This is a genomic window from Micromonospora sp. NBC_01739 (genome assembly GCF_035920385.1).
In the GTDB taxonomy this organism is placed as follows: Bacteria; Actinomycetota; Actinomycetes; order Mycobacteriales; family Micromonosporaceae; genus Micromonospora.
On the sequence record NZ_CP109151.1, the window covers coordinates 1,685,076 to 1,703,702 of the forward strand.

Annotated in this window: 14 protein-coding genes; 11 read left to right on the forward strand and 3 right to left on the reverse strand. The window is 72.2% G+C overall.

Annotated features, from left to right (window positions below; translation table 11 throughout):
* The 9 genes from OIE53_RS07420 to OIE53_RS07460 are packed head-to-tail and all read left to right on the forward strand — an operon-like array spanning position 1 to position 12,439.
* On the forward strand, positions 1-1,623 hold the full coding sequence (locus OIE53_RS07420; RefSeq protein WP_327025836.1) for a class I tRNA ligase family protein: 1,623 nt from the start codon (positions 1-3) through the stop codon (positions 1,621-1,623).
* A 1-nt stretch (position 1,624) separates the two neighbouring features.
* The gene (locus tag OIE53_RS07425; protein WP_327025837.1) at positions 1,625-2,782 is read left to right on the forward strand and encodes an NAD(P)/FAD-dependent oxidoreductase; all 1,158 of its coding nucleotides are present in this window, start codon (positions 1,625-1,627) and stop codon (positions 2,780-2,782) included.
* Positions 2,779-4,128: an ATP-grasp domain-containing protein gene (locus tag OIE53_RS07430; RefSeq protein ID WP_327025838.1), complete on the forward strand. Its 1,350-nt coding sequence runs from the start codon at positions 2,779-2,781 to the stop codon at positions 4,126-4,128. Before OIE53_RS07425 ends, OIE53_RS07430 begins: the two co-directional genes overlap by 4 nt.
* Positions 4,125-5,162 carry a methyltransferase gene (locus OIE53_RS07435; protein ID WP_327025839.1) on the forward strand — a complete coding sequence of 346 codons (1,038 nt, stop codon included), beginning with the start codon at positions 4,125-4,127 and terminating at the stop codon, positions 5,160-5,162. Before OIE53_RS07430 ends, OIE53_RS07435 begins: the two co-directional genes overlap by 4 nt.
* Positions 5,159-8,512: an amino acid adenylation domain-containing protein gene (locus tag OIE53_RS07440; RefSeq protein ID WP_327025840.1), complete on the forward strand. Its 3,354-nt coding sequence runs from the start codon at positions 5,159-5,161 to the stop codon at positions 8,510-8,512. Before OIE53_RS07435 ends, OIE53_RS07440 begins: the two co-directional genes overlap by 4 nt.
* 26 nt (positions 8,513-8,538) lie before the next feature.
* Complete coding sequence (locus OIE53_RS07445; RefSeq protein ID WP_327025841.1) at positions 8,539-9,300, forward strand: alpha/beta fold hydrolase; 762 nt, start codon at positions 8,539-8,541, stop codon at positions 9,298-9,300.
* On the forward strand, positions 9,297-10,694 hold the full coding sequence (locus OIE53_RS07450) for an FAD-binding oxidoreductase (protein WP_327025842.1): 1,398 nt from the start codon (positions 9,297-9,299) through the stop codon (positions 10,692-10,694). The genes OIE53_RS07445 and OIE53_RS07450 overlap by 4 nt, the downstream gene beginning before the upstream one ends.
* 49 nt (positions 10,695-10,743) lie before the next feature.
* Positions 10,744-11,094, forward strand: coding sequence for a hypothetical protein (locus tag OIE53_RS07455; protein ID WP_327025843.1), 351 nt, complete (start codon positions 10,744-10,746; stop codon positions 11,092-11,094).
* Between the two features lie 52 nt (positions 11,095-11,146).
* On the forward strand, positions 11,147-12,439 hold the full coding sequence (locus OIE53_RS07460) for an MFS transporter (RefSeq protein ID WP_327025844.1): 1,293 nt from the start codon (positions 11,147-11,149) through the stop codon (positions 12,437-12,439).
* Positions 12,440-12,442: 3 nt separating this feature from the next.
* On the opposite strand, the gene OIE53_RS07465 is transcribed toward OIE53_RS07460, so the two are convergent.
* Positions 12,443-14,017 (reverse strand): FMN-binding glutamate synthase family protein, encoded by a 1,575-nt coding sequence (locus OIE53_RS07465; protein ID WP_327025845.1) that lies wholly within the window; start codon positions 14,015-14,017, stop codon positions 12,443-12,445.
* Between the two features lie 127 nt (positions 14,018-14,144).
* Here OIE53_RS07465 and OIE53_RS28430 point away from each other — a divergent pair, with 127 nt between their 5' ends.
* Entirely contained in the window at positions 14,145-15,293 is a 1,149-nt protein-coding gene (locus OIE53_RS28430) for a mechanosensitive ion channel family protein (protein ID WP_393341518.1), read from the forward strand.
* A gap of 187 nt (positions 15,294-15,480) precedes the next feature.
* Complete coding sequence (locus OIE53_RS07475) at positions 15,481-16,746, forward strand: MFS transporter (RefSeq protein WP_327025846.1); 1,266 nt, start codon at positions 15,481-15,483, stop codon at positions 16,744-16,746.
* A 12-nt stretch (positions 16,747-16,758) separates the two neighbouring features.
* Here the strand turns inward: OIE53_RS07475 and OIE53_RS07480 are convergent, their stop codons facing one another.
* Both OIE53_RS07480 and OIE53_RS07485 read right to left on the reverse strand, forming a co-directional pair.
* Positions 16,759-17,178: a YchJ family protein gene (locus OIE53_RS07480; RefSeq protein WP_327025848.1), complete on the reverse strand. Its 420-nt coding sequence runs from the start codon at positions 17,176-17,178 to the stop codon at positions 16,759-16,761.
* 91 nt (positions 17,179-17,269) lie between these two features.
* Entirely contained in the window at positions 17,270-17,761 is a 492-nt protein-coding gene (locus tag OIE53_RS07485) for a hypothetical protein (RefSeq protein ID WP_327025849.1), read from the reverse strand.
* Positions 17,762-18,627: the final 866 nt, after the last annotated feature.

Here is an 18,627-nt window from a genome sequence, read left to right on the forward strand (position 1 = left end):
ATGGCACGCAGCATCGTCATCGTCCCCGCGCCGACCGCCAACGGCGACCTGCATGTCGGTCACCTCTGCGGGCCCTTCCTGGCCGCCGACGTCTACGCCCGGTACCGCCGGGCGGCCGGTGTCCGGACCCTGTTCGGCAGCGGGGTGCAGGAGACCCAGACCTTCGTGGTCTCCACCGCACGCCGGCTGGGGATCGCCCCGGAATCGCTGACCGAACGGGCCGAGGAACAGGTCCGCAGCTCACTGGCCGCGCTGGGTATCTCCATCGACGGATTCGCCCCGGGGGACAAGGGGTTCCGCGACTTCCTCTGCGAGTTCCTCGGCCGACTGCACGCCGAGGGGGTGTTCGAGCTACGCCGGATGTCCTTTCCCTACCTGCCTCGCACGGGGGAGTACCTGATGGAGGCGTACGTCCAGGGGATCTGCCCGACCTGCCTGGCGGACAGCTGCGGCGGAGTCTGCGAGAGCTGCGGTCACCACATCAACCCCGGGGAACTGCGGGAACCGCGCTCCACCGAACACCCCGACGAGGAGTTGACCGTACGGTCGGCGGAGATCCTGGTGCTGCCCCTGGAGCGCTACCGGGAACGGTTGCGGGCCCACTACCTCAGGCCGGAGACGGTGATGCGGCCGCACATGCGGCAGGCCCTGGGGGAGATGCTGAGTCGACCGTTGCCGGACTTCCCGATCACCTTCCCGACCGGTTGGGGGGTGCCCGCCCCCTTCCCGGAGGTGCCGGGTCAGGCGATCAACCCCGCCGTCGAGGCGATCCCGGCCGGGATCCACACCGCCGCGGTCGCCGCCGCGGCGACCGGCCACCCTCCGCAGGCCGTCGACGACCTCTGGCTGGCCGACGGTGTCACCGAGGTCGTCTACTTCATGGGCTTCGACAACACCCACCCGTTCGCCCTGGTCGGGGTAGCCCTGTTGATGGCCTTCGGTGACCGGTACCTGCGTCCCACCATGCTGACCAACGAGTTCTACGAGTTGGAGCACGAGAAGTTCTCCACCAGCCGGGGGCATGTGGTCTGGGCCCAGGAACTGGCCGCCGACACCCCGCGTGACATCGGCCGCTTCTACCTCGCCAGCACCAGCCCGGAACACCAGCGGACCAACTTCAGTCGATCCGCCCTGGCCACCCTGGCCGGCACCCGACTGATCCAGCCCTGGAACCGGTTGGCCGAGGCCCTTAACCGGTGGTACGACGCACAGAATCCACCTGCCGGGTGGACGCTGCCGGTCAGCCCGGCCGGCCGAACCGCCGCCGCCACCATGATCAGCCGGTTCACCGGGCAGGCCGAACTGTCCCACTACAGCCTGAACCGGATCGCCGAGACGATCACCGCCCAACTGGCCCGCCTGGCCGAACTGGCTGCCCGATTCGAGTCCGGCGACCAGCCCGCCACATCGGAGCGGGCCGGCGACCTCTACCACGAGGTGGAGACCTTCCTGCGCGCCGCCGCGCCGGTCCTGATCGACCTCGCCGACGAGGTGCTGGGCGCGACCGCACCCCACCTGCTCGACGGGGCCGCCGAGGCCCGGCAGGTGCACCCCCGCCGGCTGCCCCGGCTGGCCGACCTGGAGGTGGCCGCCCCGCAGCGGCCCGCCCCGCCGGCGGCCTGAGATGCCGGCCGCCACCCCGACCGGACGGCGGGTGCTGATCGTGGGGGCCGGTGTGGTCGGGCTCCTCACCGCGCTGGAGTGCGCCCGTCGCGGCGACGAGGTGACCGTGCTGGACCAGGGCCCCATCCCCAACCCGGCGGCGGCCTCCTTCGACCAGCACCGGGTCGTTCGCGCCCTGCACCTGGGCGACCCGGCGGCCACCCGGGCGGCGGCCGTCCTGCCCGGACGCTGGACGGAGCTGCAGGGTCTGCTGGCCACCCCGATCTATCGCCGGGTGGGTGTCCTGGTCGTCCAGTCGCTCACCGAGGCGACCGACAACCTGCGCCTGATGCGCGCCGCCGGAATCGAGGGCGAGCTGTTGGGGCCCCGACAACTGCGGCAACGGCTTGAGCATCTGACCTTTCCGGGGCAAGCCGCCGGTCTGCTGGAGCCCGGGGCCGGGGTGCTGCTGGCCCGTCGGGTGTTGACGGGGACGACCCGGTGGCTGCGGCAGCACCACGGGGTGCGGCTGCTGCCGTACCACCGGGTGGTAGAGGTGGATCCCGCCGCCGCCACGGTCACCCTGGCCGGGGGGTCGAGCCTCGCCGGTGACCTGCTCTTCGTGGCGGCAGGGGCCTGGTCCCGGTCGCTGCTGGCCGGGCTGCTCCCGACACCGGTGACCCTGTACCGGCAGAGCATGCTCTACCAGCGGCCCGACCCGGCGGAGTCGACCGCCTGGGACTCGACCCCGGTGGTGCTGTTGCGCACCGGCCCGCAGGCCGGAGGCTGGCTGCTGCCCCCCGGGGCCGACACCGACCTGAAGGTGAGCACTCAGGCGGTGTGCCGGCCGGTCGAGCGGATCGGCTCCCGGCGTACCCCGCCGTCGCGGCGCCGGGTGCTGAGCCACCTGCTCAGCTCGATGGTGGCCGGCGAGACGGCACCCGCACCCCTGCGAACCCGGGAGTGCTACTACCTGGCCGACCAGGCCACCGGCGGTGCCCTCCTGGCCACTCTGGGCCCCTCCTCGTCGCCGACCTGGGCGTACGCGGCCTGCGGCGGTGGCGGATTCAAAGCCGCACCCCTGATCGCCGAGAAGGTCGCCGGACTGCGCGCACCCCCACCAGGCCTGGACACCTCCCGCAGACGGGGCACGGCACATCATCGGAAGGAAGCGGTATGAAACCCCATGACGGGATGCTGCTCGTGGTTGGCAGCGGACTGAGCGTCTACCGGGAGTACCTGGTCTCCTCGGCGTCCCGCCGGGCGCGGGAGGCCGGCTACGACCTCTGGCTGATCAACGGCACCACCCCTACCTGGCAGCGGCCCTACCTGGCCGGCTGGACGGTGACGAACGTCCACGACCATGAGAACCTGGCCGCCACCGCCCGGAAGCTGGCCGCCACCCATCGGGTCGTCGGGGTGCTCTGCTGGGACGAGCCCCTGGTGCTGCCCAGCGCCATGATCGCCGCCGAGCTGGACCTGCCCGGCCTGGGCATCGACGGAGTCCTGGGCTGCCGGGACAAGCACCGCACCCGCCAACTGCTGCACGCAGCCGGGCTGACCCAACCCGCGCACGGGTACGCCACCAGCCCGGCCCAGGCCCGCGAGCTGGCCGCCTCGATCGGCTACCCGGTCGTGGTCAAACCCCGGGCCCTGGGCGCCAGCATCGGGGTGGTGCTGGCCGAGGACCAGGCCGAACTGGACCGCGCCTACCAGGTGGCGGCGCAGGCCAGCCTCGCCGGTGACCAGCCCTACCAGGGGGGCGCCCTGATCGAGGAGTACCTGGACGGTCCCGAGGTCAGCATCGACGGAGTCGTCGTCGACGGCGACTACCGGCCGATGTACCTGGCCCGTAAGCAGACCGGGTGGGAGCCGTACTTCGAGGAGATCGGCCACGTCGTCGACCCCGCCGACCCGCTGCTGGCCGATCCCGCGCTGCGGGAACTGCTGGCGGTCAGCCACCGGGTGCTCGGCATCGGCTACGGGATGACCCACACGGAGGTCAAGCTGACCCGCCGGGGCCCGGTGATCGTCGAGGTCAACGGGCGCCTCGGTGGCGACCTCATCCCGTACCTCGGCAAGCTGGCGACCGGGATCGACCCCGGTGAGGTGCTGGTGGAGGTGGCGACCGGCAACCAGCCCCGGTTCACCGTCGTTCACCGCAGGGCGGCCGGGATTCGGTTCGGCTACCCCCCGTACGACTGCCGGGTCACCGAGCTGTCCCTGCCGCAACCGGACCCGGCGGCCGGCCTGGTCTCCGCCGTGGCCATGGTCGGACCCGGTACCGAACTTCGCCTGCCACCCGGCGGCTACATCGCCCGGCACTCCTTCGTGGTCTGCACGGCGGACGATCCGGACACCTGCACCACCCGGCTGGGACAGGCGATCGGCCGGGTGCGGCTGGCGGCCGAACCCCTGCCCCCACCGCCGGAGGGGACCCCCTTCCAGATGCCGGCCGGACTGCTCGACGTCGAGGACGACGGAGCACCGGAACCACTGACCGACGCTGTCCGGGAGCGACTGTGACCCCCCAGATCGAGCAGGCCATCTACGGCCTGGTCTCCACCCCCGTGCTGCACCTCGTCGACCGGCACGACATCCTCACCTGCCTGATCAAGAACGGACCCCTGCCCGCCGGTGCGGTCGCCGACCAGTTGGGTCTCGACGGTGACACCGTCCAGCGGCTGCTGCTGGTCTGTGTGGCGTTCGGGGTCGTACGACGTGACCCGGCCGGTGCGTACCGCCTGACCGAGGAGGCCCTTCCGCTGTTCGACCGGGGCAACCCCCGGTACATCGGCGGTTTCGTCGAGCACCTGACGATCGGGGCAGCCGAACGGATGCAGCGGCTGGAGGAGTACCTGCGTCGGGGCAAGGCCGAGGTGGACGCCACCCGGGAGGGCCCGTACGACATCTTCTACCGCGACGAGGAGTCCACCCGGGAGTTCATGGACGCCATGTGGCACCTCAGCCACGGGGTGTCCAAGGAACTGGCCGCCCTGGCCGACCTGCCCGCCGCCGGCCTGCTGGTGGACGCGGGAGGCGCCAACGGACCCTTCGCGGCCGCCGCGCTACAGCAGTCTCCCGGGCTGCGGGCGGTCGTGTTCGACCTGCCGCCGGTACGTCCCCACCTGATCCGGGCGGGGCTGGCCGCCGGGGTGGCCGACCGGCTGGACTTCGTGGCCGGTGACTTCTTCACCGAGAACCTGCCGCCCGGTGATCTGGTCTCGCTGGGCTACGTGATGTCCAACTGGCCGGACGAGGAGTGCCTGCACATCCTGCGCAACGCCTACCGGGCGTGTGCCGTGGGCGGCCGGGTCCTGGTGATGGATCGACTGTTCGCCGACGATCACACCGGTCCGTTGGCGACCTCGGTGATGAACCTGCTCATGCAGTTGGAGACCCGGGGACGGCACCGGACGGTGGCCGAGTACCTCGCCCTGCTGACGGCGGCCGGCTTCACCGACTGCACGGTGCGACGGTCCACCGGCGACAAGCACCTGATCATCGGTCACAAGGCCGGTGACCCGCGCGACCGGTCCGGGGGAGACGAGGGGGCATGACACCGACCTTCGACCCGCGGCGACACGGCATCCACCTGCTCGGTCGGCCCGAGGTGATCGCCGATCCCACCGGCTACTTCGACGCCGTCGCCGAACTCGGTCCCCTCTTCTACGACACGGTGGCCCGGGTGTGGGTGTGCTCCGGGTACGCCGAGACCGCGGAGATCCTCTCCGACCACCGGCGGTTCCGTTCGGCCCGGATCCACTCCGCGCAGACCCTGACCTCGCGCGGGCTGTCGGAATTCGCCGGAGTCGGCGGGATGCTGCTGGAACAGATGATCTTCATGGATCCGCCCGATCAGGTCGAGATCAGAGCGGCGGTACGCGACCAGTTCGCCCCCTCCAGAGTGCGCCAGCGCGACCCGGAGCTGCGGGACATCGCCACCGCGATGGTCGAGGCCCTGCCGGAGCGTGGTGAGGTGGACCTGGTCGAGGACTTCGCCCAGCGGCTGCATGTCGCCCTGGCGGAGACCCTGCTGGCGGTCACCGGTCAGCCGCAGCGGCTGGTCGCCTGGGCCGACGCCTACGGTCGGCTCATCGGCAGCCTCTCCACCCTGCCGAACCTGCGGGACCGTGCGGTGCTGCCGGTCCTCGACGAGGCCATGGCCTACTTCCGGGCCGAGGCGCAGCGACGGCTCACCGAACCCGGACCGGACCTGGTCAGCTCCCTGGCGCAGGCCCTGGCCGGTCGCCCCCGCAGCTCGAACCGGGACACCGAGTACGGTCTGGAGACCGTCGCGGCCAACTGTGTCGTCTTCACCGCCGGCGGCTACCAGACCCTCACCCACCTGGTCTGCACCGGGCTGCTGCACCTGGCCGCCCACCCCGACCAGCAGGCCCTGCTGCGGGACCGCCCAGAACTGATCGACCAGGCCATCGACGAGTTCATGCGGATCGACGGCTCCAGTCAGTACCTGGCCCGCCAGGTGGCCGAGGATCTGGACCTGGCCGGGGTGGCCCTGCGGGCCGGACAGTCCGTCGTCGTGCTGCCCGGGGCTGCCAACCTGGACCCCCGCAGGTTCACCGACCCCCGAAGGCTGGACATCACCCGCCAGCAGGGCCGGCACCTGGGGTTCGGGATGGGTCGGCACCACTGCATCGGCGCACCCTACGCGCAGCGGCTGGCCGGCTGGGCGATCCTGGCCTTCCTGGACCGGTTCCCCCACTACCGGCTGGCCGACCGACCGGACGCCCTGCAGTGGGGCCCGCACGTCAACACCCGCTGCCCGGCCCACGCCTGGACGACGCTGCACCCGGCCGCCGAACCGGCCCCGGCCGCCGGTGCCGGCCTGGACCGCCCCCCACGGCCGGAACCGGTCACCCGGATCACCGCGGACCCGCAGCCCTCCGGCTGTCCGGTCACCGCAGTCGCGCCGGTCAGCCCGGTTCCGCAGGTCACCCCGATCGCGCCCGCCACCCCCGGGCAGACCGCCGACCCGTGGTACGAGCAACTCGTCACCTGGAACGACACTGCCGCGCCGCTGGGGACCCTGCGCCTCTGGCATGAGGTGTTCGCGCACCGGGCCGGGCTCGATCCGGAGGCCGTGGCGGTGCTGGACCGGGGGGTGCCGCACACCTACCGGGAGGTCGAGGAGCGGGCCAACGCCCTGGCCCGGGAGCTGCGTACCCGGGGGGTGGAACCGGAGAGGGTCGTCGGGGTGGTCCTGGATCGCTCCGTCGAACTGCTGATCGCCACCTTGGCGATCGGCAAGGCGGGGGGCGCCTTCCTGCTGGCGGAACACACCTGCCCGCCGGAGCGGCTGCGAGTCATGCTCCAGGAGGCCTCGGTGGGGATCGTGTTGACCGATCCCGCCTCGGCGGCCCGGCTGGCGGCGCGGCAACTGGCGGCCGATCTGCTCGTCGTCCCGGGCACCGGTCGGGCACCGACGGCACCGGTGACCGGGGTGGCGCCCGGCAACACCGCGTACGTCGTCTTCACCAGCGGAACCACCGGAAAGCCGAAGGCCATCGCGATCTCCCACGAGGCGGTGGTGAATCTGCACCTGGCGCAGCGGCGGGTGTTCGGCATCCGTCCCTCGGATCGGATTCTGCAGTTCCTGTCGCCCAACTTCGACGGCTGCGTGTTCGACCTGACCATGGCCGCGCTGGGTGGGGCGGTCCTGGTGACCGTGCCGCTGACGGAACTGACCGTCGGGCCACCCCTGCTGCGCACGATGCGCAGGTACGGGATCACGGTGGCCACCCTCACCCCCTCGGTGTGGGCGGCGCTGGCCCCGGACCCCCTGCCCGACCTGCGAATCGCCGCCGCAGCCGGGGAGCGGCTGCCGGCGGGGGTGCTGCGGCGGTGGGCGGCACCCGGTCGACGGTTCCTCAACCTGTACGGTCCGGCCGAGACGGCGGTGTGGGCGACCTGGCACGAGTGCGACCCGGCCGAGGAGGAGCCGCCGATCGGCCGACCGGTGCCGAACAAGCGGGTGTACCTCCTCGACGAGGCGTTGCGGCCGGTGCCGGTCGGGCAGCCCGGCGAACTGTGCATCGGCGGCCTCGGGGTGGGGCGCTACCTCGGCCAGCCGGAGCTGATGGAGCAGCGGTTCCGGCCCGACCCCTTCGACACCCGGCCGGGGCGGCTGATCTACCGCACCGGGGACATCTGCCGCTGGCGTCCCGAGGGCACCCTGGAGTACCTGGGCCGACGGGACCGGCAGGCGAAGATCAGAGGCCAGCGGGTCGAACTGGACGAGGTCGAGCGGGTTCTCCAGGACGCCCCCGGGGTGCTGCAGTGCAGTGTGGTGGAGCGGGACGGGCAACTGACCGCCCTGGTCGTGCTCGACGGCTCGACCGGGGCCCAGGATCCCGTACCCGGTCGGCAGGAGGAGATCACCGCCCACCTGGCTACCCGGCTGCACAGCGCCATGATCCCGTCTCGATTCGAGTTCCTCGACGAACTGCCCCGGACCCTTACCGGCAAGACCAGCCACGAGCAGCGGGACCCCGCTGTCCGCGAGCCTCTCCCACCCACCACCGCGAACCCCCCGGCACTCCCGCCGGTCCCGACCCCTGCGGTCCCAGCACCGGCGGACTCGACGCCGACGCCGCCGGCTGCCGTGCCGCCCTCGGCCGACCCGCAGACCTTCACCCGGCTGACCCGGCTCACCTGGCGGATCGCCCGGATCTTCGCGACCAGCCTTCAGGTCCCGCAGCACCGGATCAGGGCGGACTCGGACTTCTACTCCCTCGGCGGGGACTCCCTGGCCGGCGCCGAGCTGCTGGCCGCCCTGGAAGCCGAGGCAGGACTGCTGCTCGACGTGGAGGACCTGTTGATCAAACCGACGCCGGAGGGCATCGCCACCCAGCTCATCGGTCGACCCAGGATCGGAGCACCGACATGAGCCCGGTAGCGGTACGACCATCTTTGGTGACCCTGCACGAGCCGCCGAACACCGACACCACCGGGACGGTGGTGCTGGTGCACGGCACCCTGGATCGGGCGGCGAACTTCCGTACGGTGGCCCGTCACCTGCCCCACTGGCGGGTGGTCGGCTGGGATCGGCGGGGCTGGGCCGGCTCCCGCGACCTCGGCGACGAGCACACCACCCTGCGGCACCATGTCGAGGACCTCTGCGAGATCCTCACCGAGATGCCGGGTGCGGTCGTCGCCGGCCACTCCTACGGTGGTCTCGTCGCCCTCTGCGCGGCGGCCCAGCGGCCGGATCTGCCGGCGGCCGTCGTGGCCTTCGAACCACCGATCCGTTGGCTGCCCTGGTGGCAGCCCGAGGTCGAGGCCGGCGGCAGCGGCAGCACCGATCCCGGCGAGGCAGTGCAGTCCGTGCTGCGGCACATCCTCGGTGAGGCGGGCTGGGCCCGGTTGAGCCCGCAGTCGCGGGCCGACCTCCAGCGGCAGGGACCGACCCTGCTGGTGGAGATGGGTGACCCCAGCCAGGACGAGGTGGCCTTCGAGCCGGCGGAGCTGTCCGTACCGGTGGTGGTCGCCGCCGGCACCCGCTCCCTGCCCCACCACCGGGAGGTGGCCCACCGGATCGCCGTGCTGGTCCCCCGGGGCGAGTTCGTCACCATCGCCGGGGCCGGTCACGCGGCGCACGTCAGTCACGCCCGCGACTTCGCCGGTCTGGTCGACCGGGCCGCGTCGCTGGCCACCGGAGAGGAGCGAAACCAGTGACCGTCGCGATCGCCGAGCGCAGTTGGCGCCGACTGGCCGACGAACTGACCGGTCGGCTCTGGCTGCCGGACCAGGCGCCGTACGAGACCAAGCGGAGCCTGTTCAACAAGCGCTACGCCGATGTCCGCCCGGCCGCGGTGGCCTCCGTGCGGACCGTGGCGGACATCCAACACTGCCTGCGGTGGGCCGGGGAGATGAGCCTGCCGGTGGTGGCCCGATCCTCCGGCCACAGCTACGCGGGCTATTCGGTCAACGAGGGCCTGGTGATCGACCTGTCGGCGCTGAACACGGTCACCGTGCAGGCCACGACCGGTCTGGTGACGGTAGGCGGCGGCACGACCATGGCGGATCTGTATCCGGTGCTGCAACAGCATCAGGTGGCCTTTCCGGCCGGCAACAGCCCTACGGTCGGCATCGGCGGGCTGACCCTGGGCGGGGGAGTGGCTGCGGTCTCCCGGGCCTTCGGCCTGACCTGTGACTCCCTGGTCGAGACGACCGTGGTCACCGCCCAGGGCCGGGTCCTGAGGTGCGACGCGACCGAGAACCCCGACCTGTTCTGGGCCTGTCGTGGCGGTGGCGGCGGCAACTTCGGAATCAACACCTCCTTCACCTTCCAAGCGCGGGAGGTCCGGGACGTCTCCGTGTTCGCGCTGGTCTGGTCGGCCTCCGACCCGATCGAGCTGCTCACCGTGCTGCAACGGATCGTCGCGCAGGCCCCGGAGGAGTTCTCCACCCGGCTGGGCCTGGACACCAGCGGCTCGGAGCCCGGTCAGGCCGGGCAGAACCTCCGAGTCTCCGCGGTGGGTCTGTTCCTGGGCCCGGCCGACGAGCTGCGGCAGCTCCTGTCGCCGGCCCTGGAGGTGGCGACCCCGGACCGATGCCACATCGCCGAGATGGACTACTGGGCGGGCGACGAGTTCCTCCGGCACGACACCTCGGCCGACCGGTTCGCCGCCCGTACCCGGGTGACCGGCGAGCCGCTGTCCGCGGAGGTGCTGGAGATCCTGGTGTCCCGGCTACGGGACTGGCCCGGCAGCGGCAACCCGGACGGTGCCGGGGTGGGGCTGTTCTCCTGGGGCGGGGCGATGAACCGGATCCCCGCCACGGACACCGCGTTCGTCCACCGCGACGCCCTCTTCCTGGTCTGCATGGACACCTCCTGGACCGGACAGGACCCCCCCGACCGGGTCGCCGCCAACCAGCGGTGGCTGGCGGAGACGTACGCGGCCACCGGCGAACACCTGCCCCATGCCGCGTACCAGAACTTCACCGACCCCGATCTGCGGGACTGGCAGACGGCCTACTACGGAGTCAACTATCCGCGGCTGGTCGAGGTGAAGCGCCGCCACGACCCGGACGACCTGTTCCGGTTCGACCAGAGCATCGGTTCCTGACAGCGGCTGCCGCAGAGCCCCACAGCAGGTCACCCGAAGGAGGAACGGCATGGCCACCAACCCCCGCATCAGCTACGACGGTCGGCGCTTCCGCAGACCCGAGGAGGTCACCGACGGCGGCGCGCCGACGGCGGTCTACCACCAGCAGGGCGACCTGGTCTGGGCGGAGGTCGCCGGTGGCGAGGTACGCCGTGGCTCCCTGGTCGGCCGGTGCGCCGAGGACGGCACCCTGGCCTTCTCGTACAGCATGGTCCTTCAGGGCGGGGAGGTGATCTCCGGCCGGAGCGTCAGCCGGCCGGAGATCCTCGCCGACGGGCGCATCCGGCTGCACGAGGAGTGGGAGCGATTCGCGCCGCGCGCCAGCGCCGGCACCTCCGCCATCGAGGAGGCGACCTGCTGAGCCCGACCGCCCTCCCACATCCATCCACTGTGTACGGCTACAGGAGGCCGGCATGACCGGTACGGCACCCGGGGTGATCGAGTCCTTCCGGGCCACCCCCCGCTCGGTCCGGTATCTGCTGGCGGGCGTCTTCGTCAACCAGCTAGGCGCCTTCGTCCAGATGTTCCTCGTGCTCTACCTGGTGCATCGTGGCCTGTCCGTCAATCAGGCCGGTCTGAGCCTGAGTGTCTTCGGCATCGGGGCGGTGGCCGGCACGGTGCTCGGGGGTGAGCTGACCCATCGTCTCGGCAGCCGCGCCACCATCGCCGTGACCATGGTCGGCTCCGCCCTGCTGATCGGGCTCATGCCCTGGGTGAGTACGCCGGGCCGCTATCCGGCGCTGTTGACGGTCACCGCGCTGGCCGGGATGGCCACCCTCGCCTACCGGCCGGCCGCCGCCGCGATGCTCAGCGACCTGATGCCCGAGCAGCACCGGGTGATGGCCTTCTCGATGATGCGGATCGCGATGAACGCCGGAACGGCGGTAAGTCCGCTGCTGGCCGCAGCGGCGATCGCGGTCAACTGGCACCTGCTGTTCTGGATCAACTCCCTCACCGCCCTGGCGTACGCCGTACTGGCGATCACCCTGCTGCCCGGTCGGAGCCGCCCCGCAGAGCGGCCGGACTCGGCCGAGGCCGGGAGCACCCCGGCGGCCGGGTACCTGACCATGCTGCGTGACACCCGGTTCCTGGTCTACCTGGCGGCGATGCTGCTCAGCTCGATGATCTACGCCCAGTTCACCGCCGTACTGCCGCTGAGCCTGGCGGCGGCCGGTCATCCCGCCGTCATCTACAGCGCCGTGCTCACCCTGGCCTCGGTCATCCTGATCACCTGCGAGCTGAAGGTCACCACGGTGGTGCGGCGCTGGCCACCGGGGATCGCCGGCGGCCTGGGCACCCTGCTGTTCGCCGGGGGGATCGCCGGGTACGGCCTGCCCGGCGGGTCGCTGACCCTGGTAGGCATCTGCACCTTCGCCCTGGTCGCCGGCATGATGATCAGCGGGCCGACCATGTTCGCCCACGCGGCGACCGCACCCGCCCCGGTCAAGGGCCGCTACATCGGGGTGGCCCAGACCATGTACGGCCTGGGATTCGCCCTCGGCCCCGCGGTGGGCCTGCTGGCCTGGAACCGGATCGGGGTAGGGGTCTGGCTCCTCTGTGCGGTCACCGGGGTGTTCTCCGCGGCCTGTGCGGCGATCGGCGTCCGGCGCCCCTTCAGCGCCACCGCCGAGCAGCCGAAGGTCGACTCCGCCCTGTCCGGGCCGCCCAGGTCGGTCCGGGGGGCGGTCCTCAAGCGCCGCTGGTAGCGGTCAGTGCTGGGCGGTCGGTGAGGGGGTGGCGCTGCCGCCCTGGGGCGCCTCGTACGCCATCAGCTCCGCGATGGCCGCCCGGTCGGCGGTCGACGGCAGGCCCCAGCCCGGGCGGTACCCGTACACCTCCCGCAGTGGGGTGGAGGTGGTCCGGCCGCCGAGGATCTCCACGGCGTCGGTGTCGATCAGAGCGGGATGTTCGACACCACAGGCCTCGGCCACCTTCATCAGGTCCCGCCGCAGGGTCTTGACGTAGTGCGCGGCGCGCACCGCCTTGGAGGCCGGGTGCAGGCCCCGGGTCAGCCAGGCGTTCTGGGTGGCCACCCCGGTCGGGCAGGTGTCGGTGTGGCACTTCTGGGCCTGGATGCAGCCGATCGCCAGCATCGCCTCCCGGCCGACGGCCACCATGTCGCAGCCGAGGGCGAAGGCGACGGTGGCGTTGTCCGGCAGGCCCAGCTTGCCGGAGCCGACGAAGACCACCTGCTCGTGCAGGTCACGTTCGGCGAAGGTGGCGTAGACCCGGGTGAAGCCCTGCTGGAACGGCAACGACACGGAGTCGGTGAAGATCAGTGGGGCGGCACCGGTGCCGCCCTCGCCGCCGTCGATGGTGACGAAGTCGACCCCACGGTCGGTGTGCCGCATCAGATCAGTCAGTTCGGTCCAGAAGTCCAGGTCACCGACGGCGGACTTGATGCCGACCGGCAGGTCGGTCTCGGCGGCCAGCAACTCCACCCAGTCGAGCAGGCTGTCGCAGTCGGAGAACTCGGCATGCCGGGACGGGCTCACGCAGTCCCGGCCGACCGGGATACCCCGGGTGGCGGCGATCTCCGCGGACACCTTGGCCCCCGGCAGCAGCCCGCCCAGGCTGGGCTTGGCACCCTGGCTGAGTTTGATCTCCAGCGCCCGTACCGGGGCCCCGGCCACCAGGTCCTTCAGCCGGGCCAGGTCGAAGCGGCCCCGCTCGTCCCGGCAGCCGAAGTACGCCGTACCGAGCTGGAAGATCAGTTCCCCGCCGTGCCGGTGGTACGGCGACAGCCCGCCCTCACCGGTGTTGTGCAGACACCCGGCCAGCGCCGCGCCCCGGTTCAGTGCCTCCACCGCCGGCCCGGACAGCGAGCCGAAACTCATCCCGGACAGGTTCACCACGGACTCCGGTCGGAAGGCGCGGGCCCGTCCCCGGGCCGCCCCGAGCACCTTCGCGCACGGCAGCCGTACCTCGTGCCCGAGGGCCGGGGCGGAGGGCGGTACGGCCCGGCCGAAGGTCCGGTGCTTGATGATCGGATAGCCGGGGGTGAACTCGATGTCGTTGTCGGTGCCGAACCCGAAGTAGTTGTTCTGCTGTTTGGCCGAGGCGTACACCCAGCGTCGCTGGTCCCGGGTGAAGGGCCGCTCCTCGTTGTTGCCGGCCACTATGTACTGCCGCAACTCCGGCCCGATCGATTCGAGCAGGTAGCGGGCTCGGCCCAGCAGGGGAAAGTTGCGCCGCAACGCGTGTTCGCGTTGCAGCAGGTCACGGGTGGCGACGGCGGCGAGCGCGGCGACGGCTGCCGGTACGGCGTGGCGGGCCCATCTCATCTCGGCACACTTTCCGCCGCCGGGCCGGATCAAACGTCCGCCGAGCTCAGGCCGGCCACGTTTCCTGCCTCAGCCACCCGGGTAGGTCGGGCCGGACGTATCACCCGCCCCCGTGGAGGACCTTTCGATGCGAGACAACTTCGGTGACGCGGTGGGGGACACCCTCCGCTCGATACTGCTCTTCCTGCCCCGCGCCGTCGCCTTCGCGGCGATCCTGGTGGCCGGCTGGCTGATCGCCAAGGCGGTCCTGAAACTGGTGGACCGGCTGCTGGAACGGGTCGGCTTCGACCGGGCCGTCGAACGCGGCGGCATCCGCCGGGCCTTGGCCAACTCCCGGTACGACGCCAGCGACATCGTCGCCCGACTGGCCTACTACGGGGTGCTGCTGCTCACTCTCTACCTGGCCTTCGGCATCTGGGGGTCGAACCCGATCTCCGACCTGATCGCCGGGGTCATCGCCTGGCTGCCGCGCGCCTTCGTCGCGATCGTCATCGTGGTCGTCGCCGCCGCGATCGCCAGCGCGGTGCGGGACATCATCTCCGGGGCCCTCGGCGGCCTGTCCTACGGCCGACTGCTGGCCACCATCGCCTCCGCCTTCATCCTCGGTCTGGGCATCATCGCCGCCCTCAACCAGATCGGTGTCGCCACCGCCGTGACCACCCCGGTGCTGATCGCCGTGCTGGCCACCGTCGGCGGGATCCTGGTCGTCGGGGTCGGCGGGGGCCTGGTCCGGCCGATGCAGAGCCGCTGGGAGTCCTGGCTGTCCCGCGCCGAGCAGGAGTCGCGCACCATCGCCGAGCACGCCCGCGCCTACTCCGCCACCCGCCGCGAAGCCGAGCAGCGCCCGACCGCCCCGGCCACCCCGGTCCCCACCGAGTCGGCGGCCCCGGTCTACCCCGACCCGGTCCACCCCGACCCGGTCACCTCCGCCCACCCGGACCCGGCCGCTCCGGTCCACCCCGACCCGGTCACCCCGGCCGCCGGTGTACCGACCGAGCCGGCCTTCAGCGCGCCGCCCGCGTCGTCCCCGACCGATGCGGCTGCTTCGCGTGGTGACCGGGCCGGTGAGGTCGGTGCCTACGACGACCCGGAGGCCACCCAGGTGGTCAGCCTCCCGGGCGGCGACAGTGACCCGACGACCCCGCTGCCCCGGCAGGACGACCCGGAGGCCACCCAGGTCACCACGCCCGCGCCGGAGGTGCCGACCCAGCGCACCGCCGACGACAGCGAGTCGACCATCATCCTGCCCCGGCCGGACGACGAGACCCGCCGCTGAGACCCACGCGCAGGGCGGGGCCCCGGGTGGGGCCCCGCCCCCGTGTCCACAGGGGGCAGCGGCGAGCCGCGCCGCCGACTACCATCGCCGCCATGAACCGGCGACATTGATGCCCTGATCGAGGCCGTGGGCCGCCGACGGATGCCGTACCCGCCCATCCGTCGTCCCGTCCCACCCGGAAGGCCTCATGATCCCCAGCACCGCCGGGGGCCGCCGCCTGGCGTCCACCCTCTACGCGTACGCGTTCCTCACCGACCTGGTCCTGCTGTACCCGGTGTACGCCCTGCTGTTCGCCGACACCGGGCTCTCCGTCGGGCAGATCTCCTCGCTGTTCGTCATCTGGTCGGTGGCCGGCATCCTCCTGGAGGTGCCCTCCGGCGCGTGGGCCGACGCCACCTCCCGGCGGTTGATGCTCTGCCTGGGGCCGCTCTGCACCGCCGCCGGGTTCGCCCTGTGGGCGACCCTGCCCTCCTATCCGGCCTTCGCGTTCGGGTTCGTCCTCTGGGGAGCCGGTGCCGCCCTGGCCTCCGGTGCCCTGGAAGCCCTGGTCTACGACGAACTCGACCATCTGGGACTGGCGGACCGCTACGCCCGGGTCATCGGCCGGGCCCGCACGGCCGGCACCCTCGGCGTACTGGCTTCGATCCTGCTGGCCGGGCCGGTACTCGGGCAGGGTGGCTATCCCGCCGTCGGCCTGGCCAGTGTGGTGGCCTGCCTGGCGGCCGCCGCCGTCGCCGTCGGCTTCCCCGAGCACCGGCACCTTGCCGCCGCCGCGTCGACCGGGCAACAGGCACAGGCCGGGTCCGCCGACGAGCCCGGCTGGTGGCAGGGCCTGCGCAGCGGCCTGGTCGAGGCCCGACAGGATCCAGGGGTACGGCTAGGGGTGCTGCTGGTAGCGGCGGTGACCGCGATCTGGGGTGCGCTTGAGGAGTACACCCCGCTGTTGGCCCGGGACACCGGGGTCGCCCTGACCACTGTGCCGTTGCTGCTTCTGCTGCTGACGGTCGGCCAGGTGGCCGGTGGGCTGCTGGCCCCGGTCGGCGAACGGCTGAGCACCCGGGGGTACGCCGTCCTGCTGGCCGCCTCGGCGTCGGCCCTGGCCGGCGGGGCGTTGCTGCGGCATCCGGCCGGCTTTCTGCTGCTGGCCGGGGCGTTCTGCGGATTCCAGCTCGCCTCGGTGCTGGCCGAGGCCCGGTTGCAGGCCCGGATCACCGGCACCCGCCGGGCCACGGTCACCTCGCTGGCCGGAATGGCCACCGAAGTGATCACCATCGCCACGTACATCGGGTTCGGTGTGCTGGCCACCGTGGGCGGCAACGGCACGGCCTTCGCCTTGGCCGCCGTGCCGTACCTGCTGATCGCGGTGCTGATCCTCGGCGGCGGTCGGTGGCGCCTGCTCGGCGGAGGTCGACGGCGCCCGGTGCCCGGCACCTTCCCGCGGCTGCCGGCCTGAGGGCGGTCGGGGTCAGGGCCGGTCGACGTCCAGGTAGACCCAGCGTCCGTCCTCGCGGACGAAACGGCTGCGCTCGGTCATCGTGGCGGCGCCAGCATTGTCGCGATAGTGGGCGCGGAACTCGACCGTGCCGGTGCTGTCGAACAAGCCGCCCTGCTCGGTGCCGACGATCTCAAGGCCGGTCCACCGTTGGCCGGGATCCAGGATCAGCCGCGCCGGCCGGGTGCTGCTGTGCCAACTGTGCCGCAGGTAGTCCGGGTCACCGACGGCGAAGGCGGCGTACCGGGAACGCATCAGGGCCTCCGCGGTCGGTGCCTGCGCCGCACCCCGATGCAGTCGTCCGCAGCAGTCCCCGTACGGCAGACCCTGCCCACACGGGCACACTCCCACCGGATCGGGTCGGGGCGCTGATCTGCTGTCACGTCGGGCCATGGCCCCATCCTCGCCGGGCCCGCCGAACCCGGATCCGCCGGGGTGCACCCCTGCACCCCACCGGCCTGGTCTCCGTCGGGGATCCCGGCGCCTAGAGGGTCGCGGCCTCGGCCGCGTGACGACGGCGTCGGGCCAGGATGACCGCCCCGCCGAGCGAGGTGAGCAACAAGGTGGCACCGGCCGCCAGGATGCCCACCCCGCCGTCGTCGGCCCGACCCCCGGCCTGCGCGCCGCCGATCGGGGTCACCGTGAAGGTTGCCCTGCCGCCCGGCGTACCGTCGCCGCAGGTGGCCGCCACGGTATACGTACCCACTGTGAAACCGGCCGTGAACAGGTCCGCGCTCAACCCGCCGCCTGCCCTGGCGGTGGTGGACCGGACATTCTGGTCACGGTCGGGGCCGGTGACATGAAAGAGCGCGTCACCGGAATTCGGGCCGCAGGTCGTCGCGGTGAGCACGGCGGTGCCACCGACCGGGGTGGTCGCCGGCGACACGGTGGTGTCGGCCAGCGCGGCACCCGGCAGGATCAGGGCCCCGAGCGCTAGACCAACCGCTGCCGGTACGAGGACTGTGGTCGCCTTCATCCGCCTCTTCCCTCACTTCCGTCCGCTGCCTGCACGAGACGCTGTTCGGGGGGCCACCTCCGCTTTCACCAACACTATTGGCCCCGGCCCTCTGACTCGGCCAGAACATCGCCGCCTCTCGCCTCTGTCGGCAGAGCCGCCGCGCGTCCCCGTCCCGCCCTCCGCCCGGTTGACACCTTGATCGACTCCGTTTCGCCGCGATGGCGGTTTCCCACCGGCCCGGACCCCGCCGTTTCGGCGTAACGGCGTGGGCCCGCTGCCGTCCCATCGCGTGGGCCCGCTGCCGTCCCATCGCGTGGGCTAGCTGCCGTCCCGTGGCGTGGGCTGGCTGCCGTCCGGTCGTGTGGACGCGGCTGCCCGCCCGTCGCGTCGCGCGTGCCACGAGGGCGTCCCGCCCGTCGCGTCGCGCGTGCCACGAGGGCGTCCCGCCCGTCGCGTCGCGCGGGCCGCGAGGGCGTCCTGCCGCGCTGGCGTGGGTCGTCCGGGCCTGGGGGCGTCGTATCGGTCTGCCCGTTGATCGCCTAGGTGCGGGTGCCTGGCTCGCCCTGTCGAGTTGAGGCCTTGATCGACTCCGTTACGCCGAGATGGCGGTTTCCCAGCGACGCGGACCCCGCCGTTTCGGCGTAACGGCGTGGGCCAGTTGCCGTCCCGTCGCTGCACGGGGCGTCCGCCCAGCCACCGTCGATCCGCGCCCGGAGGAGGATCCAGGCCGCCTGGCATGGGTCGCCGGGCCTGCGGGCTCGTATCGTCTGCCCGCTGACCGCCCCGATGTCCGGTTCTGCGGTCGGATCGGCCCGCCTGCCGCGGAATCCACGACGGGCCGGGGGCGTTGTGCCCACCGACGAATGGAGTAGGACGGGCCAACC